Origin of the sequence: Peribacillus muralis, assembly GCF_001439925.1 — a bacterium.
GTDB lineage: Bacteria > Bacillota > Bacilli > Bacillales > DSM-1321 > Peribacillus > Peribacillus muralis.
Window position 1 is genome coordinate 53,888 of the sequence record NZ_LMBV01000021.1, and the last position, 24,426, is coordinate 78,313.

At 42.0% G+C, this 24,426-nt stretch carries 26 protein-coding genes and 2 other annotated features (1 of these 28 running past the window's edge); of the genes, 8 read left to right on the plus strand and 18 right to left on the minus strand.

Annotated elements, in window-relative coordinates:
* Positions 1–64, minus strand: a binding site (T-box leader) (it extends 173 nt beyond the left edge of the window).
* Between the two features lie 34 nt (positions 65–98).
* Positions 99–336 (minus strand) — a binding site (T-box leader).
* 72 nt (positions 337–408) lie between these two features.
* Both ASU00_RS19315 and ASU00_RS19320 read right to left on the minus strand, forming a co-directional pair.
* Entirely contained in the window at positions 409–681 is a 273-nt protein-coding gene (locus ASU00_RS19315) for a UPF0223 family protein (protein WP_057915099.1), read from the minus strand.
* Positions 682–739: 58 nt separating this feature from the next.
* Positions 740–1,699 carry an NAD(P)H-dependent flavin oxidoreductase gene (locus tag ASU00_RS19320; RefSeq protein WP_057915128.1) on the minus strand — a complete coding sequence of 320 codons (960 nt, stop codon included), beginning with the start codon at positions 1,697–1,699 and terminating at the stop codon, positions 740–742.
* 377 nt (positions 1,700–2,076) lie between these two features.
* Between ASU00_RS19320 and ASU00_RS19325 the strand changes: the two genes are divergently transcribed.
* On the plus strand, positions 2,077–3,534 hold the full coding sequence (locus ASU00_RS19325; protein WP_057915100.1) for an aminotransferase class I/II-fold pyridoxal phosphate-dependent enzyme: 1,458 nt from the start codon (positions 2,077–2,079) through the stop codon (positions 3,532–3,534).
* A 164-nt stretch (positions 3,535–3,698) separates the two neighbouring features.
* On the opposite strand, the gene ASU00_RS24725 is transcribed toward ASU00_RS19325, so the two are convergent.
* Positions 3,699–3,824 carry a GapA-binding peptide SR1P gene (locus tag ASU00_RS24725; RefSeq protein WP_082630489.1) on the minus strand — a complete coding sequence of 42 codons (126 nt, stop codon included), beginning with the start codon at positions 3,822–3,824 and terminating at the stop codon, positions 3,699–3,701.
* A 316-nt stretch (positions 3,825–4,140) separates the two neighbouring features.
* Between ASU00_RS24725 and ASU00_RS19330 the strand changes: the two genes are divergently transcribed.
* Positions 4,141–4,575, plus strand: a complete 435-nt coding sequence (locus tag ASU00_RS19330; protein ID WP_057915101.1) for a DUF1885 family protein — start codon at positions 4,141–4,143, stop codon at positions 4,573–4,575.
* Positions 4,576–4,601: 26 nt separating this feature from the next.
* Here ASU00_RS19330 and ASU00_RS19335 read toward each other — a convergent pair whose 3' ends face one another.
* The 7 genes from ASU00_RS19335 to ASU00_RS19365 form a co-directional block, all read right to left on the minus strand.
* Positions 4,602–5,429: a polysaccharide deacetylase family protein gene (locus ASU00_RS19335; protein ID WP_057915102.1), complete on the minus strand. Its 828-nt coding sequence runs from the start codon at positions 5,427–5,429 to the stop codon at positions 4,602–4,604.
* 39 nt (positions 5,430–5,468) lie between these two features.
* Entirely contained in the window at positions 5,469–5,726 is a 258-nt protein-coding gene (locus ASU00_RS19340) for a hypothetical protein (RefSeq protein WP_330219553.1), read from the minus strand.
* 253 nt (positions 5,727–5,979) lie between these two features.
* On the minus strand, positions 5,980–7,392 hold the full coding sequence (gene lpdA / locus ASU00_RS19345; protein ID WP_057915104.1) for a dihydrolipoyl dehydrogenase: 1,413 nt from the start codon (positions 7,390–7,392) through the stop codon (positions 5,980–5,982).
* 3 nt (positions 7,393–7,395) lie between these two features.
* Positions 7,396–8,757 carry a dihydrolipoamide acetyltransferase family protein gene (locus ASU00_RS19350; protein ID WP_057915105.1) on the minus strand — a complete coding sequence of 454 codons (1,362 nt, stop codon included), beginning with the start codon at positions 8,755–8,757 and terminating at the stop codon, positions 7,396–7,398.
* A gap of 122 nt (positions 8,758–8,879) precedes the next feature.
* Positions 8,880–9,857 (minus strand): alpha-ketoacid dehydrogenase subunit beta, encoded by a 978-nt coding sequence (locus ASU00_RS19355; protein ID WP_057915106.1) that lies wholly within the window; start codon positions 9,855–9,857, stop codon positions 8,880–8,882.
* A 3-nt stretch (positions 9,858–9,860) separates the two neighbouring features.
* On the minus strand, positions 9,861–10,976 hold the full coding sequence (pdhA, locus tag ASU00_RS19360; protein WP_057915107.1) for a pyruvate dehydrogenase (acetyl-transferring) E1 component subunit alpha: 1,116 nt from the start codon (positions 10,974–10,976) through the stop codon (positions 9,861–9,863).
* A 629-nt stretch (positions 10,977–11,605) separates the two neighbouring features.
* On the minus strand, positions 11,606–12,271 hold the full coding sequence (locus tag ASU00_RS19365; RefSeq protein WP_057915108.1) for a YkyA family protein: 666 nt from the start codon (positions 12,269–12,271) through the stop codon (positions 11,606–11,608).
* A 223-nt stretch (positions 12,272–12,494) separates the two neighbouring features.
* On the opposite strand from ASU00_RS19365, the gene ASU00_RS24730 reads away from it, so the two are divergent.
* Positions 12,495–12,653 carry a YjcZ family sporulation protein gene (locus tag ASU00_RS24730; protein ID WP_082630491.1) on the plus strand — a complete coding sequence of 53 codons (159 nt, stop codon included), beginning with the start codon at positions 12,495–12,497 and terminating at the stop codon, positions 12,651–12,653.
* Between the two features lie 239 nt (positions 12,654–12,892).
* Entirely contained in the window at positions 12,893–13,447 is a 555-nt protein-coding gene (def, locus tag ASU00_RS19370; protein WP_057915109.1) for a peptide deformylase, read from the plus strand.
* 51 nt (positions 13,448–13,498) lie between these two features.
* Here the strand turns inward: def and ASU00_RS19375 are convergent, their stop codons facing one another.
* Complete coding sequence (locus tag ASU00_RS19375) at positions 13,499–14,266, minus strand: Cof-type HAD-IIB family hydrolase (RefSeq protein WP_057915110.1); 768 nt, start codon at positions 14,264–14,266, stop codon at positions 13,499–13,501.
* Positions 14,267–15,177: 911 nt separating this feature from the next.
* Here ASU00_RS19375 and ASU00_RS19380 point away from each other — a divergent pair.
* A complete protein-coding gene (locus ASU00_RS19380; protein ID WP_057915111.1) occupies positions 15,178–15,387 on the plus strand; it encodes a DNA-dependent RNA polymerase subunit epsilon in 210 nt (69 codons plus the stop codon).
* A gap of 3 nt (positions 15,388–15,390) precedes the next feature.
* Positions 15,391–17,061: a ribonuclease J1 gene (gene rnjA, locus ASU00_RS19385; RefSeq protein WP_057915112.1), complete on the plus strand. Its 1,671-nt coding sequence runs from the start codon at positions 15,391–15,393 to the stop codon at positions 17,059–17,061.
* Between the two features lie 72 nt (positions 17,062–17,133).
* On the opposite strand, the gene ASU00_RS19390 is transcribed toward rnjA, so the two are convergent.
* The 4 genes from ASU00_RS19390 to ASU00_RS19405 form a co-directional block, all read right to left on the minus strand.
* Positions 17,134–17,793 (minus strand): potassium channel family protein, encoded by a 660-nt coding sequence (locus ASU00_RS19390; protein ID WP_057915113.1) that lies wholly within the window; start codon positions 17,791–17,793, stop codon positions 17,134–17,136.
* 47 nt (positions 17,794–17,840) lie between these two features.
* Entirely contained in the window at positions 17,841–18,965 is a 1,125-nt protein-coding gene (locus tag ASU00_RS19395; protein WP_082630493.1) for an N-acetyldiaminopimelate deacetylase, read from the minus strand.
* Positions 18,966–19,041: 76 nt separating this feature from the next.
* Positions 19,042–19,752 (minus strand): 2,3,4,5-tetrahydropyridine-2,6-dicarboxylate N-acetyltransferase, encoded by a 711-nt coding sequence (gene dapD, locus ASU00_RS19400; protein WP_057915115.1) that lies wholly within the window; start codon positions 19,750–19,752, stop codon positions 19,042–19,044.
* A gap of 104 nt (positions 19,753–19,856) precedes the next feature.
* Positions 19,857–20,741 (minus strand): LysR family transcriptional regulator, encoded by an 885-nt coding sequence (locus ASU00_RS19405; RefSeq protein ID WP_057915116.1) that lies wholly within the window; start codon positions 20,739–20,741, stop codon positions 19,857–19,859.
* Positions 20,742–20,999: 258 nt separating this feature from the next.
* On the opposite strand from ASU00_RS19405, the gene ASU00_RS26720 reads away from it, so the two are divergent.
* Together ASU00_RS26720 and ASU00_RS26725 are read left to right on the plus strand one after the other, a co-directional pair.
* Positions 21,000–21,323: a hypothetical protein gene (locus ASU00_RS26720; protein ID WP_269085337.1), complete on the plus strand. Its 324-nt coding sequence runs from the start codon at positions 21,000–21,002 to the stop codon at positions 21,321–21,323.
* Positions 21,251–21,586, plus strand: coding sequence for a sulfite exporter TauE/SafE family protein (locus tag ASU00_RS26725; RefSeq protein ID WP_269085336.1), 336 nt, complete (start codon positions 21,251–21,253; stop codon positions 21,584–21,586). Before ASU00_RS26720 ends, ASU00_RS26725 begins: the two co-directional genes overlap by 73 nt.
* 51 nt (positions 21,587–21,637) lie before the next feature.
* Here the strand turns inward: ASU00_RS26725 and ASU00_RS19415 are convergent, their stop codons facing one another.
* The 3 genes from ASU00_RS19415 to ASU00_RS25820 all read right to left on the minus strand — a co-directional run bounded on the left by ASU00_RS19415 (position 21,638) and on the right by ASU00_RS25820 (position 23,960).
* Entirely contained in the window at positions 21,638–23,146 is a 1,509-nt protein-coding gene (locus ASU00_RS19415) for an MDR family MFS transporter (RefSeq protein WP_057915117.1), read from the minus strand.
* Positions 23,147–23,254: 108 nt separating this feature from the next.
* A complete protein-coding gene (gene cbpB, locus ASU00_RS19420) occupies positions 23,255–23,692 on the minus strand; it encodes a cyclic-di-AMP-binding protein CbpB (protein ID WP_057915118.1) in 438 nt (145 codons plus the stop codon).
* A 121-nt stretch (positions 23,693–23,813) separates the two neighbouring features.
* Entirely contained in the window at positions 23,814–23,960 is a 147-nt protein-coding gene (locus ASU00_RS25820; protein ID WP_169792919.1) for a hypothetical protein, read from the minus strand.
* Positions 23,961–24,426 lie beyond the last annotated feature (466 nt).

Consider the following 24,426-nt stretch of genomic DNA (forward strand, 5'->3'; position numbering starts at 1 on the left):
TCCACCTATCCCGGTTCTCTGTGACGAATCTAAAAGGATTACTACTCTTAATCATAGATTTAATTATCAATTTCAAAAAACGCAAAAAGGCCCCTCATCCAAAGGACGAGGAACCCGTGGTACCACCTTAATTAGCTAATTTAGCTCACTTTACGGCATGATTCTTCCCATGCCTATCTCCATTAACGATGAGATAATCGCCAAAGCCTACTCCGGCCATCCGTTTCGGTTTGGGGCTCGGAAGTCCATTCGCTTAAATTCGTACACCAGTTTTCAGCAACCACTGGCTCTCTGCAGAACAGCATTTAAGGTACTTTTCTTCGTCACAGCCTTTATCTTTTTCTTGGTTATTATGTTAAAACAATCTTTGCAGTAAGTCAATAAAGTTTTCAAATAATTTTATGTTCTTCATTTCATTTTAAGCCAGTCGCCGTCCTCAAGTCCCTTTGCCTTCTTAATGACTTGATAGGCCGAATAAGTGCTGACCGACTCGAACTCATCCGTATATTTCTTTTCATCCGCTTTTCCCGGTACTATTTCCTTGAATCTGCGGTAGACTTTCATGAATGCTTCCTTTTGTATCTTATTCTCGTAAGCCTTTTCCACCGCTTCAAAAAATTTAATTACATCGACGATTTCGTCCGTTGACCAATCAAGGTCCATTGGATATTGATAATCCATACCTTATACACACTCCTTCTAGATTGTTTAATCCTGTTGTCCGGGAGACTATTACCTTTTAGTCTGTCCATTTCGAGCGAATTGCCTCAGCTTGGCCGATGATTCGGCTGAATAGCTCAGCTGTCGTCGGTACATCATGTATCAGACCCATCACTTGTCCAGCCCAGGCATATCCTTCTTCTTCAACACCATCATGGATATAACGCTGGTTCGCTTTGCCACTTATGTACTCCTTCAATTGCTCATATCCACCGTTTTCTTTTTCAATTTCAAGAATTTTATCAGTCCAGCCATTTGCGATTACCCGGGCCGGTGCACCGATTGACCGCTTAATGACAACGGTATCATTTTCCGTACCGGAAACCAAGGCATTTTTATATAATTCATGTGCATGTACACACTCCTTGACTGCAATGAACCTGGTTCCCATCTCGATCCCTTCAGCTCCAAGTGCCAATGCCGCCATTAAACCGCGTCCATCACCAAAGCCCCCGGAAGCGATGACCGGAATTTTAACGGAATCAACTACTTGGGGAATCAATACGGAAGTTCCAATATCATCACGTCCTAAATGTCCTCCACCCTCCTGACCAACTACCATCACCGCGTCTGCGCCTAGCTGTTCTGCCTTCTCTGCTTGTCTTCTTGCAGCAACGAGCACCAGTTTTTTTACCGGCGTACCTTTAACGTTATCAAGAAATGGTGCAGGATTTCCACCCGTCACAGAAACAACTGCGATATCCTCTTTCATTGCTGCTTCCAGCATGTGTTCATAAGGTCTTCCATGCTGTCCTATTGCAAAGTTCACACCAAACGGTTTATCCGTCAATGCTTTCGTTTTCCTTATTTCATTGACCAATTGCTCTGGACTGTCCAAGGACATCGCCGTCACCTGACCTAGCCCTCCTGCATTCGAAACGGCCGCTGCCAGTTCTGCGTAAGCTAAATGAGCCAATCCTCCTTGTACAATCGGGTAATGTATTCCTAGCAAGTCGGTCACACGCGTATTCCAATTCAAACTCCCCACTCCCTTTTTTATGGTAGTTTTCTTTGAATAAAGGCACATTTTCATTATGGCAAATATTGTTTCCTCAATCAATTTTTACACTTCTCGCTTTTCAGCTCTTTAAGAAAAAATCCTACACCCCTCCAAGTAAATGCTAAATTTTAATCGGTTGCTCCTTCCCCAATCAACCTAGAAACAAGATGATTTTTCATTTCAGGAAGGTAAATTGATGCTAGGCATTTATTACAAGACGTGCTATAATTCATTTGTTTTATGTCTTTCCATAAGCTAACTAACGTTGCGAAAGCGGAGAAACGCTCGGTCATTATAGAGGGAGTCATCCTCCCCCATATTTCGTACCTACTATATTGAAAAGGGGCCACAAATAATTGTCACAGAATGAAACACCCTTATACACTGCCTTATTGCAGCATGCCAAAAAAAATCCCGTTCAATTCCATATTCCTGGTCATAAAAAAGGAAAAGGAATGGACATTGATTTCCGTAATTTTATTGGAGAAAATGCATTATCCATAGATTTGATCAATATTGCACCACTCGATGATCTCCACCAGCCGAAAGGGATCATTAAACAAGCACAAGACCTTGCTGCCAAGGCTTTCGGTGCCGATCACACGTTCTTTTCCGTTCAAGGAACAAGCGGAGCGATCATGACGATGGTCATGACGGTCTGCAGTCCTGGGGATAAAATCATCGTTCCACGGAACGTACATAAATCCGTCATGTCTGCGATCGTCTTTTCCGGAGCGGTTCCCGTTTTCATCAACCCTGAAATAGATAAAGAGTTGGGCATTTCACACGGTATCGCCATCGATGCCGTCGAAAAAACATTAAAGGAACATAGTGATGCAAAAGGGTTGCTAGTCATCAATCCTACCTATTTCGGCATTTCCGCCGATTTGCAAAAAATCGTCGAAATGGCTCATTCCTACGAAATTCCAGTCCTGGTTGATGAAGCACATGGAGTCCATATTCACTTCCATGAAGACTTGCCAATGTCGGCCATGCAGGCTGGAGCGGATATGGCCGCAACGAGTGTTCATAAACTTGGAGGATCGCTTACGGGAAGTTCGGTTTTAAATGTGAGAGATGGATTGGTTTCTGCAAACCGGGTGCAATCTATTTTGAGCATGCTCACTACCACCTCAACCTCCTACATCCTTCTAGCTTCTCTGGATACGGCTAGAAGACAGCTTGCCACCGTAGGCAGGCAAATGATCGATGACGCCATCAATCTCGCAGGGTACATCCGGGAGGCCGTCAATGATATCCCTTATTTATATTGTGTCGGCAGTGAGATTCTCGGCAGTAAAGCTGCCTTCAGTTATGACCCTACAAAGCTGATCATTTCGATCAAGGAATTAAACATTACCGGATACGACGTCGAGAAATGGCTACGTGAGAAGCATAATATCGAAGTGGAACTTTCCGACTTGTATAATATCCTTTGTTTAATTACACCAGGAGACTCCAAAACGGAAGCGGACCTGCTGATCGCTGCCCTTAAGGACCTTTCGGATGAGTTTAAGGAAATGGCCGCCGAACATGAAAAAATCGAAGTCCTGCTCCCAGATACTCCACCGCTTGCGCTATCGCCAAGGGAGGCTTTTTATGCAGAGACCGAAGTGGTTCCAATCGAGGAATCGGTCGGAAAAATCAGTGCTGAATTCATCATGGTCTATCCTCCGGGTATCCCGATCTTTATTCCTGGTGAGCTGATTACGGAAGATAATATCAGTTATATCAAAAAAAATATCGAGGCTGGCCTGCCTGTGCAAGGTCCAGAGGATCCAGAGATAAAATATTTACGCATCATTAAAAACTGATTGAATTCGCAAACCAAGGCAGTTAAACGCCTTGGTTTTTTTATATAGTCATGTCAAAAAATTGGGCAAGGCAGCTTAGACAATCGATTTCAAAAAAAAGTGCTCCAGACTAAAAGTCCTGGAGCACTCTTGAATTCTATTAATCTTACAAAAGGTTTTCCATATTATTTCTTAGAGGCAGCTGTTTCACAGCATTGGCAGTTGTGATTGTGTGTATAAAGCACACTTACTTTTTCATCTTCAAAATGTTCAATCGTGCTATTGCAAGTTTGACATACGATAGTTCCCATTTTTACAACCCCTTCCCTCTATATTGTATGCTCCATTTCATGAATGTAACCGCTTTAAATGAATTATAATATAACACATTTTGAATTTCAAGTTAAAAAGTATGACATATTAAAAAAACTTCGTACATATATCGCAACCCTGACCCGCGCTGAAATTGGGGCAATCACCTTTGTTTTAGCTGTTTGCGCCCCTTTCCGTTCTAACCGAAAAAAGGGGAAAAGTAATTTTACCATGGAACTTACATATAGTTAGGTATATAAATCCACCATAAAATGTTAATATGTAGGTAAAACCTATGGAACAAGGAGGCGCCAAATGACAGAAAATGCGTATATCAAGCTCGTTCCCGAGTCGGTTAAAGCGACCATAACCATTGAAGATGTAAAAGAATTGCTTTCCTATTATCAAATGATCACGGCTAAAACCGGAAAGCAATTGGATTGGGACTACGACAAAAAAGCATTTCCTTATGAAATGAAAGAACCTGAGAAAATGAAAGACAAGGCGATATATCTCCAAGCGAAAGAAGATCGTTACCATATGATTTTGATTGGTGTAGATCAGGAAATCGTTAAGGATGAAGATGGGCTGGAGCGAATCCAATCATATATTCAATTCACCCTTCCTGAAACGGCAACCTTCGGCGATAAAGGGAAAGCGAATGAATTATGCAAGTTCCTCGCAAAGAAGTTACAGGCTCAGCTCCATCTCTTTAATCAACGGGTTATGTACTATTATCCTAGGAAATGAAAAACCTGCAAAAGCAAAAAGTCAGCTCATGCAGGCGTTTCAATCAAGTTTGGATCAAGAATTTCATAGCCTTTCTTTTGAAAACCTTTCACAATATCCTCTATCGCTTCACTCGTCCATTTTCGGTCATGCATCAATAGGTTGGCACCGTTTCCTAAATAAGGACTGTTCAGCATGATTTCTGTTAATGCATTTTTATCCTGATATTCTTTTTCCCAATCATATCCATATGTCCAATTCATGACCAACATTTTTTCTTTTCCAGCAACTTCCTTCGAATGATTGGTATTCGATCCAAACGGCGCCCTGAAATATTTAGGGCGTTCCCCGATAATCCCCTCAACTAAATTATTCAATTTAACGATTTCCCTCTCTTGTTCTTTTTCAGTCAATTCCGTTAAATTCACATGAGAATATGTATGGTTACCGATGGGAAAACCTAATTCATGAATTTCCTTCAGCATCGCTTTATTTGCATCATTTTCAAGAAAATGACCATTGACGAAAAATATCGCCGGAACCTTAAGTCGATGCAGGGTTTTGGCAATTTCTAGCGAATATTTATCAGGAGCATCATCGAATGTTAACAAGACAACCTTCGGATCCGCATCGCCAATCGGCTCAAATGACCAAGTATCTTTATTGACTCTGTACTCTGCCTTAACCTTCTCTTCCGTATTTGCCGCCTTTGGTGCTTCTTCCTGCTCTTCTTTCTCTCGCTGGCCCTCATCTTGGGCGGATGCTGCCGTTTCCACGCTTTTGTGATTCTCTTTTGCGTGATTGGAATCTTGGCCAGTACACCCGATTAATAAAAGTGCAACACTCGTGAATAAAACCAAAACTTTGTTGATCATGATACCTCCGTGGTTTGGTGTGTCTTAGCAAACCTGATTTCAATAAACGGGAACTAGCGTTTCCAAAAGGATTTGTAACAGCCCGTAGCATAATAGACTGATGACAGTAACAAGCATGGTTCTCTTATTGGATTTCAAAATTGTTTTACCAATGTAGATCGCTAAATACGAAAAAACCAAAAACATGAATACCTTGAAGACAAACCGATCATTAACGGAAAGCCATTCAACCAGTGTATAGCCGCTCCATACGATTAGTTGAAAGAGGATTACCAGATAATTTTTCAAGTGATCCACCCCATTTTTTTGAATACATCAGGCCTAATCATGACATAAGCAATAAATATATGTTCCGTACATTGCTCATCTTATTTTTTATCCTCTTTATCCATTTTCAAACCTATTGGAGAAAAAAAGTAAAAAGACCTTTGTATAGCTTATGCCCATTTTGTCCTTTTCATTTAAATAGTGTAAAGAAAATCTATTTGCCGTGAACCAAGACAACGAAAAAAGCGTGCTGCAGGAGGCAGCACGCTACGAACAATAAAAATTATTTAATGATGTGAATAGGAGTTCCAAGGGCCACTTCAGCAGCTTCCATTGTAATTTCCCCTAAAGTTGGATGCGCATGGATTGTCATCGCGATATCTTCGGCAGTCATTCCTGCTTCGATAGCCAAACCAAGTTCCGCGATCATATCAGATGCGTTTGGTCCTGCGATTTGTGCTCCAATAACCAATCCGTCTTCTTTGCGAGTAATTAACTTCACAAATCCGTCTGTATTGTTTAAAGATAGAGCACGTCCATTTGCAGCGAATGGGAACTTAGAAGCAAGCGCTTCAATTCCAGCTTCCTTCGCTTCTTTTTCATTATAACCGACAGAAGCAAGTTCCGGTTCAGAGAATACAACAGCCGGAATGGCAAGGTAGTCGATTTCTGAAGAATGTCCAGCAATAGCCTCAGCTGCAATCTTACCTTCATAAGAAGCTTTATGAGCCAATTGAGGTCCAGAAACGATATCACCGATCGCATAGATGTTTTTCACGCTTGTACGGCATTGTTTATCCGTTTCGATCAAACCGCGATCCGTCATTTTGATTCCGACTTGTTCAATACCGATTTCGGCAGTATTAGGACGACGTCCCACAGTTACCAATACGTAATCAGCTTCGACTTTTTTCTCTTCGCCTTTTGCTTCATAAGTAACGGTTACGCCTGTTTCGGTTTCTTCCACGCCTTTAGCATTTGCTTTCGTTACAATTTCAGCACCTTTGTTTTTAAGGTTACGCTTAACAAGAGCTGCCATTTGTTTTTCAAAACCAGCTGAAAGGATTTCTTCCGTACCTTCAAGAATCGTCACTTTAGTGCCAAAGCTTGCGAATGCTCCTCCAAGCTCAGTACCAATGTACCCGCCGCCGATTACCACCATTGATTTTGGAACTTCTTCCAAAGCAAGGGCACCAGTGGAGTTAATTACGCGTTTTGTATATTTAAACGACGGAATCTCGATTGGCGATGAACCAGTAGCGATGATCGCGTTTTTAAATGTATAAGTTTGGGCTGAGTCTTCATTCATAACACGGATGCTGTTTTCATCAACGAAATAAGCTTCGCCTGTTACAACCTCCACATTATTGCCTTTTAGCAGGCCGCTAACGCCGCCCGTTAATTTTTTTACAACCGTGCCTTTCCAAGCTTGCACTTTAGAAAAATCAACAGAAACTTTTTCTGCAAAGATTCCCATGTCTTCTGAATGCTGAGCTTCATGGAAACGGTGTCCCGCCGAAATTAGCGCCTTCGATGGGATACAGCCTACATTCAAACAAACCCCGCCGATTGTTCCTTTTTCAACGACCGTTACTTTTTGTCCAAGCTGTGCTGCACGAATTGCTGCAACATATCCCCCTGGGCCTGAACCGATCACTAAAGTATCTGTTTCGATTGGAAAATCTCCTACAACCATTATTTACGCCTCCATTAACAATAATTCTGGGTCGTTCAATAACTTTTTGATATGATTCAATGCATTTTGAGCAGTTGCTCCATCAATCATGCGGTGATCAAAGCTCAGTGATAATGCCAGAACTGGAGCGGCGATAATTTCCCCGTCGCGTACAATTGCTTTTTCGGCAATGCGTCCAATCCCTAGAATGGCAACTTCTGGGTGATTGATTACAGGTGTGAACCATTGGCCGCCTGCGGAACCGATATTCGTGATCGAGCATGAAGCACCTTTCATTTCGTTAGGAGCCAATTTTCCATCACGAGCTTTTGTCGCTAATTCATTAATTTCTTGTGAAATGGCAAAAGGTGATTTACGATCTGCATCTTTAACAACAGGAACGAGCAAGCCTTTGTCTGTGTCTGCCGCGATTCCGATATTGTAATAGTGTTTATGGATGATCTCACTAGCTTCGTCATCAAATGATGTGTTAAGCATAGGGAATTCACGTAATGCACTAGTTAACGCTTTAACAACATAAGGAAGGAATGTAAGCTTGATTCCTTTTGCAGCAGCAACATCCTTGAATTTCTTGCGGTGAGCGACGAGTAGCGTCACATCGACTTCATCCATCAATGTTACATGTGGAGCCGTCTGCTTGGATTTAACCATCGCTTTTGCGATCGCTTTTCTCATGCCGCTCATTTTCTCGCGAGTTTCAGGATATTGCCCTTCTGGAATTGACACTTTTGCTTTTTCAGTCGTTTCCTTATCACTTTGTTGTTGTGAAGCTTCACTTTGAGCTGCTGGTTGCTGTGGAGCGGATTTGCCGTTTTTGAAAGCATCGATGTCTTCTTTCATGATGCGGCCGTTATCCCCAGAACCAGAGATCTCACGAATATTTACCCCTTGTTCGCGTGCATATTTTCTGACAGAAGGCATGGCGATGATACGTCGTGAAGGATCAACCTCAACCGCTGGTTGTGCTCCCGCGCCCGTTTCTGCACTATTAGCTTGGTCCGGAGCAGCCTCTTTTTTGACTTCTTGTCCAGCTTCAGCAGTAGCTTGAACCTGAGCCTCCGTATTCTTCTCGCCTTCTGCCTTCGCTTCGTCTCCATGATCCCCTTTAAACTGAAGATCTTCATAACCTGGAGCATCGAATTTCACAAGAACATCACCAACAACGGCAACCGTTCCTTCTTCAACAAGGATTTCTTCCACTGTACCTTCAACAGGTGATGGAATTTCTACAACGGCTTTATCGTTTTGAACCTCGCAAAGCACGTCATCTTCTTGAATCTTATCTCCTGGTTTTACAAACCATTTCACTATTTCACCTTCGTGTATACCTTCTCCGATATCTGGGAGTCTAAATTGGAATGCCACTGAGTTCAACCTCCTATATTAAATCATACTTAGTGCTTTGAATAAAGTCCTTTATCTTGCATTGTCATTAATGCTAATTCTTTCTCAAGCAAGCACTTTCATTCGCTTTACTTTAGATTAAGTTAAAACTTTAAGACTTTAGTCGCCGTTTCCATAATGTCTTTATAATTAGGGAGCCATACCGTTTCAGCTTGAGAGAACGGGAATACCGTATCAGCAGCCGCCACTCGCAATACAGGAGCATCCAGGCTCAAAATGGCACGTTCGTTAATTTCGGAGACCACATTTGCTGCTATGCCAGCTTGCTTCTGTGCTTCTTGGACAACGATAGCGCGTCCCGTTTTTTCTACTGAAGCAATGATTGTCTCAATATCAAGTGGAGATACAGTCCTTAAGTCGACAACCTCAACCGAATGACCATCCTTAGCCAATTCTTCCGCTGCCTTGATGGATTCCTGTACCATTGCACCATAAGTTATGATGGATAAATCCGTTCCTTCTCTTTTCACATCCGCTTTTCCTAACGGAATCGTATACTCTTCTTCAGGCACTTCCTGACGGAATGAGCGGTACAATTTCATATGCTCAAGGAAAATGACAGGATCATTATCACGAATCGCTGAAATCAATAAGCCTTTTGCATCGTAAGGAGTTGAAGGAATAACCACCTTTAATCCTGGTTGCTGAGCCATTAAACCTTCTAAGCTATCCGCATGCATTTCCGGTGTATGCACTCCGCCTCCGAATGGTGAACGAATTGTAACCGGCGCATTGTAACGACCGCCTGAACGGTAACGCATACGGGCAAGCTGACCGCTTACGGAGTCCATTACTTCATATATGAATCCGAAGAATTGAATTTCAGGAACAGGACGGAAACCTTGTAAAGAAAGACCGACCGCTAAACCACCGATTCCAGATTCAGCAAGAGGAGTATCAAATACCCGATCTTCGCCGAATTCTTTTTGAAGATTTTCCGTAGCACGGAAAACTCCACCATTAAGACCAACATCTTCTCCAAAAACGAGTACGTTTTCGTCGTTTTTAAGTTCTGTACGTAATGCTTCTGTAATTGCTTGGATCATCGTCAATTGAGCCATGGCTTACTTCGACTCCTTCTCTTTATAAATTTCATATTGCTCTTTAAGGTTATAAGGCATTTCTTCAAACATGTTTTCAATAAGGTCAGTAACCTTTTGCTTCGGTTCTGCATCAGCCTTTTTGATTGCTTCTTTAATATCTTCTTTAGCTTTTTCTATCGTTTCGTTCTCTAATTCTTCATTCCAAAGTTTTTTGTTTTCCAAGAACTTACGGAAACGAACCAATGGATCTTTCAGTTCCCACTCATTATCCATGTCGGATGTACGGTAACGGGTCGGATCGTCTCCAGCCATCGTATGTGGTCCATAACGGTACGTCAATGTTTCGATCAGTGTAGGGCCTTCGCCATTAATTGCACGTTCACGGGCTTCCTTAACGGCTGTATAGACGGCCAACGCATCCATACCATCAACCTGGATTCCAGGAATACCTGCAGCCACACCCTTTTGAGCCAATGTTTTCGCCGCTGATTGCAAATCAACAGGAGTTGAGATCGCGAAACGGTTATTTTGCACGATGAAAATAGCTGGCGCTTTAAATGCACCTGCAAAGTTGATTCCTTCATAGAAATCACCTTGTGAAGTTCCACCATCACCTGTATAAGTGATCGCTACCGCTTTTTTACCGCGTTTCTTCATTCCAAGCGCTACGCCTGCAGCTTGGATATATTGAGCACCGATAATGATTTGCGGTGAAATGACATTAACATCCTCAGGCATTTGATTACCTTTGAAATGTCCGCGAGAGAATAGGAATGCTTGCCATAACGGCAGACCATGCCAAACGATTTGCGGCACATCACGATAGCCAGGAAGAATGAAATCCTCTTTCTCCAAAGCATACTGGGAGGCGATTTGAGAAGCCTCTTGACCGGCTGTTGGTGCATAGAATCCTAAACGTCCTTGGCGATTCAATGAGATTGAACGTTGATCCAAGATACGTGTATAAACCATACGACGCATTAGTTCCTGCAACTGCTCATCGCTTAAATCAGGCATTGCCGCTTCATTAACGACCTCTCCCTCTTCGTTTATAATCTGAAAAGTTTCAAATTGTTCTTCCACTTTCTTAAGCTGATCTTGAACATTAAATTTGGCTTGTTTAGTTTTTTGAGCCATTTGGCACCTCATCCTTTCATTAAAAAGGTTTGTAATTATCATTCTATAAAGCAGAAACAGTTTACTTTATAGCTTCTTCAACAATCCATTGAATTATTTTCCCCTTAAGACCAATCCCTCAAACGTGGATACGCTTAATATGCTTCAATCTTAGTCTGTACCATAAAAAAAATCAAGGAAAATGATACAAGGGATATCTAAATATTAATTTACAAGATGAATTGGCAACAGTCAATGTATTGAAGTTGCTTATTCTTTCGAAGTTATCGATCTTACAGGACGGAATTCACCCCTCTGTATCAGTTTCATCTTTATAACTGTATCATTAAAATTGACCTATCTTTCGTTTTAGGAATGCCAAAGGATAACATTTGCTGTCGCCCACACAATCCTGCGAATCTTAAACCCCTTGAACTAAAGGCATTTCGTAAAATTTATATGAATATTCCGATAAAAGCTTCAAACGCTTTCATTCCAATCTGCTGTTAGAATTTCCGCTTTCGAATTTTTTTAGTACAGGCAGTCGAATATTCTCATTTGCTGGAATTATTATTCAGTAATTTCACATGTGCTATTCGGATCCGACCAAAAAAAAGGGGCTGCGAGTGAGAATCACAGCCCATCAGTATTTATTCTTTTGTTGAATCAGCCATTTTTATGCCTGAACTGTCATAAAAACTTTCTTTTTTTTGATTGGATTTTTCCGTTAAGGCGTTAAATTGCTTATTGGCTTTCAAGACCTTTGAATACGAGGTATTGATTTTCTTGATTTGACCTTGCAGTTCATCCATTTTTAGATCTTCTTTTTTAAACAGATCATATAATTCACGATCATAAGCCACGCTTTGCTGGTAGGCTTCATATAAGCTGTCGTAAGAACTATAACGTTCATTCATGACCTTTTTCATTTCAGTCACATCTTTTTTAATTTTTTCATCCTCTATCTTGCCGATTTGCTCATCTATCTTTTTGAATTCTTTTTTCGAGGATTGCATACTGCTTTGTTCCTTTTCGATTATATCTTCGCGTTGATCAAGATTCTTGGTAGCTTCATCTGATAGCTTTACGATTTGTTCATATTCATCCATGCCAAGTTTAATGATTTTCTCGTACTGTTCTTTTTCTTTTTTCTCCAAGTCATTAAGCGGCTCTTGATTGTTGTTGAAATCTTTTTCTTTTTCTGCTGTTTTTTCTAGGATGTTGTGGATTCTTTCTTCCGGCGAACCATTTAAACAACCGGTCATCATCACTAAAGTGAAAAGAAGTAAAATAACAATTGGGCCAATACGCTTCAATATAGACAGCTCCTTCTGATAGTTCTTCGAAGATTCATATTTCTAAACAATACCTGTTAAAGCAGCAGCGGTAGACACTCGTACTAAAACATATTCGAAACAGGATTTTTTCATTACTGGGCGTTAGCCTACACCCTTTAAACCATACTGCATAGGCTGTAGGGACCGTTTCTAATCAGAGTGGTCAGCTTTAAAAACAATACAAATACGGAGGTATGAAATTATGTATGGAGGTTACAACCAGGAATGTTGTTATCCGGTAAACGTTGCACCCAGCTATGGTTATGGTGAGCAATGTGGTGGCGGTGGCTTTGGAAGCGGCTTTGCCATAATCATTGTCCTTTTCATTCTGCTCATCATCGTCGGCGCTTGCTTATGCTAAACAGATAATCACCTTTACCTTTACCCGAAATGTTATCCATTTACCCCTGATTCACGAAAAAAGATGTATTTTTTAATTCGACTTCAACTTGAAAAAATGTATGGGGTGGGAGGGCGGGTATCCCCGGATTCCCTCCCTATCCCATTCTCTTTAGATCGGCCCAACCATTAACTTTCTTCATGTTTTTTGTTAAAATAACCTTATACATATCATAACAATCTATATGGGGGTGAAAAACGATGCTTACTATGGATGATTTCGTTAAAGAAGACGATCCTATTTTACGGAAGGTCGCTATGGAGGTTCCACTCCCGGCATCAGATGCTGATAAGCAACTTTTAGCCAGCTTGATGGAATATGTCCAAAACAGCCAGAAACCTGATATTGCCGCTCTATATGGGTTAAGGGCAGGAATTGGCTTGGCCGCACCACAGGTGAATGTTTCAAAAAGGATGATTGCTGTCCATTTAAGAGATCAAGATGATAAGCTCTACAGCTATGCGCTCTTCAATCCTAAGCTCCTAAGCCATTCAGTGGAGAAAGCCTACTTGACAACAGGAGAAGGGTGTCTTTCCGTTAATCGGCCCGTTTCCGGCTATGTACCACGTTATGCTCGAATTACGGTTGTAGGTACGGACTTGGCGGGAAACTCGATCCAACTTCGGTTAAAGGGCATCCCTGCAATTTGCTTTCAACATGAAATCGATCACCTGAATGGAATCATGTTTTATGATCATATCAATCAGGAAGAACCTTATACCGTCCCGGACAATTCGATTGCGGTGGAACGATGACCATTTTCCTGTGAAAAACTCCCGTCTGTTAGCCGACGGGAGTTTTTATTTTTAAATGAGTCCAAGTTCCTTCAAGCCAAACAATATGCCATCCTCGTCGACATCTTTCGTTACAAAATCGGCTTCCTGCTTCACAAGTTGACCGGCATTCCCCATCGCCACGCCATAGCCCGCCACTTTTAGCATTTCGATATCATTTAACCCATCACCAAAGGCATAGACATCCTCGAGAGCAAAGCCGACTTTTTCCATTAGTATTTTTATGCCTTCTGCTTTTGAACCACCAAACGGAAGTACGTCCGTAGAGTACGTATGCCACCTGATGAAATGGAAGTCATCATATTTCCCTACATAATTCCCTTCTTCATCTTCGGAGCAAAATAATAATGCCTGATATATATCATTGTCCTCATAAAAATCGGCCGCATGCTCAGGGTGGGGGAACTTCAGGGTGCTTAAAGCTTCTTCGATTCGGCCATGATGAGGCACACTGGATTTCATCGTCTCTCCATTCATGAAGACAATCGGGATTTCATGTTTTTCAGCATGTTCGTGAAGCTTCCTTACCTCTGATTTGTTCAATGGATTTTTATAAACGACTTTCCCTTCAAAAACGACATATTGCCCATTGAAACTAACGAATGTATCAATGCCGAGCTCATCTCTCAATGACTCGAACATGAACGGAGCCCTTCCTGTTGCTATCGCAACAAAAACCCCGTTATCCTGCAATTGCTTAATGGCTTTTTTCGTTGAGGCAGGTAACTTTTTTTCATGATCCAGCAATGTGCCGTCAATATCAAAAAATACGATTTTCACTAATCATTCACTTCCAATTCATTCGATTTATCCTTAACTAATATGTACCCATTTAATAATTGTCATCATGATAAGTCAAGTAACTGTCTCAAATTCCACTCAAAGTCACGTTTTTTATTCAAGAATGTGCATACACTACTATTAAGAGTTCCTAACTCGACCTTCATCTCCCATTTCCCCCTTCCTTCCTTTGAATTTAGTTACCCATTCAACGAGCCTTTTTTTGAAAATGGGCCAAGTACTTGTAAAGAGATATTTACATTATGGAATAATCCTATACAATAATAACTAAGGGAGTGTGATCGCCATGTTAAAAAAGCTTCGTAAAAAGCTTGTAAAACAGTGGAATGATCTTTTAAGAAAAAAATCCATCGCATGATCCGCCATTCATGTCTTGCCATGGCCGTCATCCATTTGCGAATTTTTTTCGGACAGCCCTTCAAAAACTTGCGGAGGGCTTCTTCCTTGTTGTAAAGTTCTTGTTAAGCATTCTTTCCATTGGCAATATGATAGCCAATGGCTATCATACATATTTTGCTTTGAATATGAACCGTTATTCTTTTTAAGCGCTGCAATAGCGCGACTTTAAAAAACAAGAAAGAAAACGGTAATGATTTTCAGTAATTGAGATAAGCTGAAATCGCCAGAAAATGAGCTGTCCGAAACTTTATTAGCCGATTTAAGTTTTACACGTAGTAAAAACGGATAGGATAGAGGATAGAGGACTAAACGAACCGGCGATCTATTTTTTTATATACTTTGTCAGACATTAGTATATTTAGTTCAGCAAAACCCCTTCCGTTTTTTTGGCGGAGCTGGGTTTATTTTTACATGATGTTGAAAAACATGTAAAAATTGTTGTTTTTATATATAATGAAAAAAGCAATGCACACAAGTGAGGAGAGATTAAAATGGTTTTTAAGGTATACTATCAAGTAACCATATCAGAGGTTCCCATCAGGGAGAATACTAAAACAATGTTTGTCGAAGGTGAATCCGTTCGTGACGTTCGTTTAAAACTAAAAGAAGAACCTTATAACGTAGAAATCGTACTACCCGTAACCGGAGCATATTTAGACTATGAAAAACAAAATGAAGATTACAAAGTATTGGAGCTATAATTTATGAAATTCGTAAAAAATGATCAAACAGCTGTATTCGCCCTGGGCGGTTTAGGCGAAATCGGTAAGAACACATATGCGGTTCAGTTTCAAGATGAGATCATCGTCATTGATGCTGGAATTAAATTTCCGGAAGATGAGCTTCTCGGTATTGACTATGTGATTCCAGACTACAGCTATTTAGAGAAAAATGTAGATAAAATTAAAGGCGTCTTCATTACGCATGGACATGAAGACCATATTGGCGGGATTCCATATTTACTTAGAAAAGTGAATGTACCTGTTTACGGCGGGAAACTGGCACTTGGGTTGCTTCGCAATAAATTGGAAGAACACGGCCTTTTACGTCAGACGACGATGATTGAAATTAGTGAAGATGAAGTGATTAAGTTCCGTAAAACTTCCGTTTCTTTCTTCCGGACAACCCATAGTATCCCAGATTCTTATGGAATTGTTGTAAAGACGCCACCTGGCCAAATCGTCCATACTGGTGATTTTAAGTTCGACTTCACTCCAGTGGGTGAACCAGCCAACTTGACCAAGATGGCTGAGATCGGTAAAGAAGGCGTATTGTGCTTGCTCTCGGATAGCACAAATAGTGAGGTACAGAATTTCACGATGTCCGAAAGCCGCGTCGGCGATACCATTCAAGACATTTTCCGTAAGGTCGACGGCCGGATCATTTTTGCAACATTCGCTTCGAACATCCACCGTCTTCAACAAGTGGTGGAGGCTGCAGTGGCAAACGGCCGTAAAATAGCCGTTTTTGGACGCAGCATGGATTCTGCCATATCAATAGGCCAGGATCTTGGCTATATCGTGGCACCTAAGGATACATTCATTGATGTACAGCAACTAAATCGCATGCCTGCGAACAAAGTCACCATCCTTTGTACAGGCAGCCAAGGTGAACCAATGGCCGCCCTTTCGAGGATTGCTAATGGAACACATCGTCAAATCCAAATCATTCCTGGGGATACAGTCGTATTTTCTTCATCACCTATTCCAGGGAATACGATCAGTGTTTCCAGAACGATCAATCAATTATATCGCGCTGGTGCAGAAGTCATTTCAGGCCCATTGAATGATATCCATACATCAGGACATGGCGGGCAGCAGGAACAAAAGCTTATGCTTCGCTTAATCAAGCCGAAATTCTTCATGCCTATCCATGGTGAGTACCGGATGCAAAAACTCCATGCACGCCATGCAGTCGACTGTGGAGTTCCAGAGGAAAACTGCTTCATCATGGATAACGGTGAAGTGCTTTCTTTAAGTGAAAATACAGCACAAATCGCTGGCAAAATCCCTTCAGGTTCCGTTTACATCGATGGAAGCGGCATCGGGGATATCGGTAACATCGTTTTACGCGATCGTCGCATCCTGTCTGAAGAAGGCCTTGTCGTCGTCGTTGTCAGCATCAACATGAAGGAATTCAAAATTGCTTCGGGTCCCGACATCATCTCACGCGGATTCGTTTATATGAGGGAATCAGGAGATCTGATCAGCGATGCTCAATCCTTGATTACCAAGCATTTGAATAAAGTGATGGATCGCAAGACTACACAATGGTCCGAAATTAAAAATGAAATTACTGATACATTGTCTCCATTCCTTTATGAAAAGACGAAACGCCGTCCGATGATCCTACCGATCATCATGGAAGTACAATGAACAAGAAAAACCCCAGCCATGAAATGGCTGGGGTTTTTCTGTTCATTTAAGATGTTTTGGCACGACTCTTCCTTATTCCACGATTTTCTTTTCAAAACGATTTATATCGGAATCCGCTCCAATTACGATCAATATATCACCCTTATGAATCAAGTCGTTCGCCTGAGGCGAGACATTGATTTCATTGCCCCTTTTTATCGCGACAATATTCAGGCCATAGTGGGCACGGATATCGAGGTCAATTATGGAGTTTCCATTCATCTTTTGGCTTGCAACTATTTCGACGATGGAATGTTCATCGGACAGCTCCAAATAGTCAAGTATATTATTGGAAACGATATTATGGGCGATCCTTCTCCCCATGTCACGTTCAGGGTGCACAACATTATCGGCACCGATTTTCCGAAGTACCTTCTCGTGATAATCGTTTTGTGCTTTTACCGTAACATTGCCGACTCCCAGCTCCTTAAGGATGAGTGTCGTCAATATACTTGCCTGAATATTCTCGCCTATTGCTACAATGACGTGATCGAAATTACGAATTCCCAAGTTTCTCAGTACATTTTCATCTGTCGTATCTCCAACTACGGCATGTGAAGCGATCCGTGCGAATTCATTGACTCGATCTTCATCGGCATCAATGGCCAGCACTCCTAATCCTTCTTCAGCCAATGCCCTAACTATACTGCCGCCAAAACGGCCAAGTCCAATCACAGCAAATTCTTTTTTCACTATAAACCCTCCAACATCATTCATTCACTCCGAGTGTCATATAAACCTTAAGCTTCGTTTCCCTTTAACATTAAATAGTCTGCTATATGATTGATGGCAATTTCTATCGCCTTTTCATCAGGATTCAACTTAGCGTGGTGCAATCCGAATTGCGATGAAACCCCAAGCCAAAACATGAAACCAGGTATTTCCTTTAACATATAACCAAAATCCTCACCAGTCATCGCTTCCGTACAGCGATGCAAACGAACATCAGCTGACGCCTCTGTAAACTCCATGAATTCCTTTGTCAACCGTTCATCATTATATACTTGATGGTACATAGCCCCATAATCTATTTCCGCAAGGCATTCATAGCCAACTCTCACGCCCTCGACAAGCGCTTTTATTCTCGACTTGACCTTAACCATCGTTTCAGGATTAAGCGTGCGTATTGTGCCTTCTAGACGCGCAGTCTCCGCTATAACATTTTGGACGGTGCCTCCGGTGATTTTACCGACGGTTATGACGGCTGAATCAAGTGGATTGACATTCCGGGAAACGACCGTTTGTAACTGCCCGACAAGAGAACAGGCCGCGATGACCATGTCCCTCGTTTCATGAGGGTATGCGGCATGTCCTCCTTTCCCTTTAAGATCAATGAATAATTCTGATGTATTGGCAAACAAAAGCCCTTCCTTTACGGCAATCGTCCCTACTGGATATTCCGGAGCAATATGCAAAGCAAGGATCATATCCGGCTTCCATTTTAACATCGTATCCGATTTAAGCATCGGCTCAGCGCCACCAGGTCCTTCTTCCGCCGGCTGGAAAATGAATAGTAAGTCATCATCGATCGGATTTTCGCAAAAACGGGTTAACAGACCCAACCCGATACTCATATGAAAATCATGGCCGCAGGCATGCATATTCCCCTCATGTGCAGAGGCGAAGGGCAAGCCCGTTTCTTCTTTTATCGGCAGGCCATCTATATCAGCTCTGTAGCCTATCATTTTCCGAGGATTCCTACCCTTCACTTTCACGAATATTCCTGTTCGCCAAGTTTCTATTTCCACTCGCTCAGATCCTAAACTCGTTATGTAATTGAGTAAGTATTGTTGGGTCTTGAATTCTTTGAATCCGAGTTCCGGAATTTGATGCAAGTCACGCCGAATCTCGGCAAAAGGATTTATTTTCACTTGATTTTCCTCCCTATGCAGAAAGCGTGGATAAAATTATCCACGCTTTAGACATTATTCACTTAAAAAATTAAAGTTGGCGAAGCTCTTGCATGATCTCTGTTTTCGATTTCGTTTTTTCATCAATTTGTTTGATGACTTTTGCCGGTATTCCAGCAGCCACAGAGTATGGAGGAACATCTTTCGTTACGACAGCACCTGCAGCCACAACTGAACCCTCGCCGATTTTAACGCCTTCAAGAACGACCGCATTGGCTCCGATCAACACATCATCTTCCAATATGACCGGTTGTGCGGAAGGAGGCTCGATGACACCTGCTAAAACGGCACCCGCACCCACGTGGCAGTTTTTCCCAACAGTAGCACGTCCGCCAAGTATCGCATTCATGTCAATCATTGTACCCTCGCCAATGACAGAGCCAATATTAATCGAGGCACCCATCATGATGACCGCGTTGTCGCCAATCGATACTTGGTCGCGGATTATTGCACCTGGCTCGATACGGGCTTTGATGCCTTTTAGATCCAATAAAGGAATGGCGGAATTACGGCGATCATTTTCGACTACATAATCCTCGATTTTCGTTCCAGCCGCCTTGATTGCCTCTTCCAATTCAGACCATTCACCGAATACGACCCCGGTATTCCCTGTAATGAAAGTTTTCGAAGCTGCGCCAAAATCCATGCCTTCCAAATCACCTTTGACATACACCTTGACTGGTGTGGATTTTTTACTATTTGAGATAAAAGAAATAATTTCGTTTGCATCCATTTTATTCATTCCGGGTAAACCTCCTAAATATGTATCATTACTCGTCTTAAATTTACCAGACAACTGCTGGTAAGACAAGTTGTATGTTGCTCTAATTTATTATGCTGCCCTACTCATAACATACCTTGCTCCCGAATATGTTCCTTCACCACTTCGGTGAATGCTTGAACTTGCTTTAGCTGGAAGGAAGATTCATATCCGCAAAGCCACGTATCTCTTTCAATAGAATGGTTATGCCCATCCAAAAGCGGGATCTTGAACACATTCGTATCCTTATCATGCAACGTGATGGCCGGCAGGATTGCATAGCCGATACCATTGAACACCATCTGCTTACACGTTTCAATTTGGTCGACGACTATCGTGTTTTTTGGAGTCGTTTTGAATTGCCGATGCCACCAGTCCTGAATTTCCTGATAATAATTCGAATCACTTTTAAACTGAATGAACGGGCGATCCGTTTCGAACACTTGATTCAATTCCTTCATTTCAGTATCGACTAAATAGAGCATATCGGTAAATAAGTGCTGTTTGATCCCTTTCCAATCAGGAGCTCCCCTAATGATGCCAATATGCACTTGCCCTTCATATAAAGACTTTAAAATCTCACTGCTCCAGCCGGTGATTAGCGAAATTTTGGCATATGGATATTTTTGGACGAATTTCTTCAATACTTGCGGCAGCCAATTTTGCCCGACGATCGAGGCGCAGGCAATTTTCAAGGTGCCATATACTTCATGATCCATTGCCTGGATACTTTCCCTCACCTTTTCTTCTTTTTCGATCACCTCATTGGCCAATTTGATCACCGCTTCTCCTGCTGGCGTCATCGAAAGTCCTTTTTGTGAACGGAGGAATAGCTTCGAGCCCCAATCCTTTTCTATTGATTGTAAACGCTGAGATAAGGCCGGTTGGGAAACAAACAACCGCTCAGCCGCTTTTCTCATATTCATTTCTTGAGCTAGTACGGATAAAAGATGAAATTCTGAAAATGACATACACACCAACCTCTTGATAATTAATTCTTATCATGATGATTAAAATTATTTACATGTAATTATCAACAAAGTCCGCTTATAATACAAGGGAAAAGAAACGGAGTGATATCCATTGACGATTATTTTATTGCTGGTCATCAGCTTTGCAGCCTCCTTTGTAGGCACCCTTGCTGGCAGCGGAGGTCTTATCGGCATGCCTCACTTCTATTATTGGGCTTCCCGATTCACCAGGTCATTGGCTCAGTCAAATTTTCCAATATGTTTTCTTCATTTTCCAGTTTTTATATCTTAATGAAGAAAAAACAGCTAAAAGCCGCGGATACACTCAAATTGATTCCTGCCTTATTTGGCGGCTTCTGTGGCGGCCTGCTGGCTAATTCTTTCTCTGAAAAGATGATGAACTTATTGGCCATCTGTTTATTGACGATCGCCTTGGTGATGAATTTCATTAAAAAGCCGAAGCCCGATTCTGAGACGGTTTGGCATTTACCAAAAAAGTGTATCCTTCCTTGTTCGGAATCAGTGTCTACGATGGGATGTTCGGTCCAGGACAGGCAACCATGCTTATGTATACGTTTTTAAGAAATGGCGCCACATACCTTCAATCACTCGCCTTTACTAGATTCCAAACGTTCATTAGCTGTACAGCTGCATTCATCACCTATTTCCTAGCAGGTAACATTGCATGGGATATTGCGATTTACTATACGATCGGTTCCCTGATTGGCTCGCAGTTAGCCGTTCGTGTCGCCCAGAAAATCTCTACGCGACAGCTTAAGTTCATCTTACATGCGGTCACGATCGCCTTATTGCTTCAATTAATCCTCCGCATTGCCTTTCCTTAACAAAAAAATGAAAGGCAATCTCATGAAAGAGACTGCCTTTATCTACTATTCCTATTCATTCTTCCCAAGTCTCGTAAGCAATATGAAGCTAACTACAGAAAAGGAAAGGACAATGAGATAAATCGTGTGCAACGACAATGTGAGACCCTCTTGCAGAACCTTCACGACAGCATCAGGAAGCAACTCCCTTTCTTCACTGTTCAATAATTTATTGGCGGTATCGATCGTCACTTCCGTCCCTTTTGGTGCATGTTCACTCAAATAGGAATGAAGTCTCGTATTCATGACGCCCCCAAGTAAGGCAGCGCCTACTGTATTGCCTAAATTACGCATGAACATATTGGATGCCGTAGCGATCCCGCGCCTTTCCCAGCTGACCGTTTTTTGAATGACGACAATGAATGAAGTAGAAGTAAGCCCCATTCCTACACCGACAAAGAAAGAGCCAATCGCTGCAAAAAGCGGGCCGGCATCAGGCTTCATCCAGACTAGGATCAAACTCCCGATAATCAAGGAACAGCCCCCAAGGAGAGAAGTCGATTTGAATCCAATCTTCAGCAAAAGCCGACCTGAAACCATGGATGCAATCGGCCAGCCAATCGACATGGCAGTCAAGGTAAAACCTGCCACGGTTGGCGAACGTTCCATTACACCTTGAACGAAGGTCGGAAGAAAGCTTGACAAACCGATCATCATGACCCCTGTCGTCAGCGATACAAGATTGGCAATCAAGATGGAGCGCTCCTGCCAGATCTCAAAAGGCATCATTGGTTCCGCTGCCCGCTTTTCCTGAAGGATGAACAGGATGAAGGCAAGCACGGCCACCAATGCTAAGGAAATGATCGGAGCCGAAACCCATGACCATTTCACTCCTCCTTCTACAAGAATCAGCATGAGAGTAGAGATGGATAACGTCAATAAGGAAGCCCCCAAGTAATCGATATCCCGCTTTTTCTTTTCAATATTTTCATGAAGAAAAAACCATATACCAATAAAAGATAAAATTCCAAGCGGGATATTCACCCAGAATACAAGCTTCCAGGTTAGGTTTTCAACAAGCAAGCCGCCCAATGCCGGTCCCATGACCGCAGAAATGCCCCATACACTTGATAGATACCCTTGAACTCGTGCCCTCTCTTCATTTTTATAGATGTCGCCGATGATCGTTGAAGCTACAGGAGCCACAGCCCCCGCTCCAAAACCTTGTACAAAGCGATAAATGATCAGTTCAGTCATACTATTGGCAAATCCACAAAGAAGTGAGCCAATTAAGAATACAGCAATTCCAAATAGTAAGACCGGTTTTCTCCCGAGAATATCGGATAGCTTACCATATATCAAAACGGTCACGGCATTCATTAACAAATAGCCTGAAAACACCCAGCTATACAAGGAAAATCCTCCTAAATCACTAACAATGGCCGGCATCGCCGTCGATACGATCGTCCCTTCAATGGCATTCATGAACATGGCCAGCATGATTGCGGTTAGTATGAAGGGACGCTTCAAACTTTTATTCTTCTCTTTTGAACGAACCGCTGTTTTCCCCAATTTTCGCATCCTTTCTAAATATGTATGGACTTACCTAGCTTGTTGGATTTCAGTAAAACAAGAAAACTCGCCATTTGGCGAGTCTTGAAGGTAACCATAATCTGCAGCCGACCCTTTTTATTCAGATGTATTTTGTTTAAATACTTTTTTCAAGATCGCTCTTCTCGTTAAGATCCCTTCAAATACATGTTCATCATTCTCCACACAGACAAATGGATGATCTATTAACAATTCGACACCCTTAGTCAGTGTATCCTCAATATGCAAGCGAGGTATGTCTATATTCATTATTTCTGAAACTTTTTTATTCTCAAGATTATCGAATTCAATTCGTTCCAGTCCCAAGATTGAATCAAGAATGACTGGTGTGCTAATCAAGCCATGCAGCTTATACATCGGATCTAACACAGGAATGGCCGTATAACCGCTCTTTGTCAATACTAATAGTGCATGTTCTAAATTATTGGTTACCTGCACGTGGGCCACGCGTTCAGAAGAAATCATCAAATCTTTAACGCTGGATTCCAATAAATCCCCATCATGAGTACCGATCATGTTAAAACCCCTTACCATATGTTTTATATACAGCTCTCCTTTTAGTTTAACATATGTAAGCAGAAAAGGCTCATTCCCAGACCAATAAAATCCCAACCTGCGGGATTTTCCCAAGAAATCCTTAGCCCTTACTAGTTTTGATGTTAACCTGTTTGTAACCGCATTCCGAACACTGATAAATCACATTTTGGTTGGATTGTGCCGTCAATACACTCTCCATTTCCCGTTCCTCGCCGCAAGCAGGGCATATTACCATTGGATTTTTCATTTACATCCCTCCAATTAATAAGATGTCGATAAAATCACTTCTTCATTCAAAAACTGAAACGTGTTGCCCAACGGATGTCAGCTTCGAGTTTTAAACTCGATTACAACGAATAGTTCCCCTCCCTAGCCCAGCTCCCCTCCTTATATGCAATCAAATCCAGCCCTCCTCACCGAGTGGACTGAAGCGGAAGGCGCGACACTCCTGCGGGAATGCGTGTCTACTTGAGACCCAGCAGGCTGAAAGCCGAGGAGGCTCAAGGACCGCCTCTGGAAAGCTAAGCGCCTGCAGTGCAATGAAACGGTCTTTGTACTCACCCAGAGTGGAATGAAACGGAAGGTGCGAGACTCCTACGGGAAATGCGTGTCTACTTGAGACCCCGCAGGCTGAAAGTGAAGTGCACCCCCATTGTTGGACACATATCTAACAATAGGAGGTGTACTTCATTTGGGTAAATTCACTTTAGAAG

Coding starts and splice junctions, on each gene's coding strand:
- cbpB (WP_057915118.1), bottom strand. CDS start 23,692: ATGATCGGTACTCATGATGGGGATTTATTGGAATCCAGCGTTAAAGAT.
- dapD (WP_057915115.1), bottom strand. CDS start 19,752: ATGAATAAAATGGATGCAAACGAAATTATTTCTTTTATCTCAAATAGT.
- rnjA (WP_057915112.1), top strand. CDS start 15,391: ATGAAATTCGTAAAAAATGATCAAACAGCTGTATTCGCCCTGGGCGGT.
- def (WP_057915109.1), top strand. CDS start 12,893: ATGCTTACTATGGATGATTTCGTTAAAGAAGACGATCCTATTTTACGG.
- ASU00_RS19355 (WP_057915106.1), bottom strand. CDS start 9,857: ATGGCTCAATTGACGATGATCCAAGCAATTACAGAAGCATTACGTACA.
- ASU00_RS26720 (WP_269085337.1), top strand. CDS start 21,000: ATGTTTTCTTCATTTTCCAGTTTTTATATCTTAATGAAGAAAAAACAG.
- pdhA (WP_057915107.1), bottom strand. CDS start 10,976: ATGGCTCAAAAAACTAAACAAGCCAAATTTAATGTTCAAGATCAGCTT.
- lpdA (WP_057915104.1), bottom strand. CDS start 7,392: ATGGTTGTAGGAGATTTTCCAATCGAAACAGATACTTTAGTGATCGGT.
- ASU00_RS24725 (WP_082630489.1), bottom strand. CDS start 3,824: ATGGGAACTATCGTATGTCAAACTTGCAATAGCACGATTGAACATTTT.
- ASU00_RS19405 (WP_057915116.1), bottom strand. CDS start 20,741: ATGTCATTTTCAGAATTTCATCTTTTATCCGTACTAGCTCAAGAAATG.
- ASU00_RS19380 (WP_057915111.1), top strand. CDS start 15,178: ATGGTTTTTAAGGTATACTATCAAGTAACCATATCAGAGGTTCCCATC.
- ASU00_RS19330 (WP_057915101.1), top strand. CDS start 4,141: ATGACAGAAAATGCGTATATCAAGCTCGTTCCCGAGTCGGTTAAAGCG.
- ASU00_RS24730 (WP_082630491.1), top strand. CDS start 12,495: ATGTATGGAGGTTACAACCAGGAATGTTGTTATCCGGTAAACGTTGCA.
- ASU00_RS25820 (WP_169792919.1), bottom strand. CDS start 23,960: ATGAAAAATCCAATGGTAATATGCCCTGCTTGCGGCGAGGAACGGGAA.
- ASU00_RS19335 (WP_057915102.1), bottom strand. CDS start 5,429: ATGATCAACAAAGTTTTGGTTTTATTCACGAGTGTTGCACTTTTATTA.
- ASU00_RS19315 (WP_057915099.1), bottom strand. CDS start 681: ATGGATTATCAATATCCAATGGACCTTGATTGGTCAACGGACGAAATC.
- ASU00_RS19415 (WP_057915117.1), bottom strand. CDS start 23,146: ATGCGAAAATTGGGGAAAACAGCGGTTCGTTCAAAAGAGAAGAATAAA.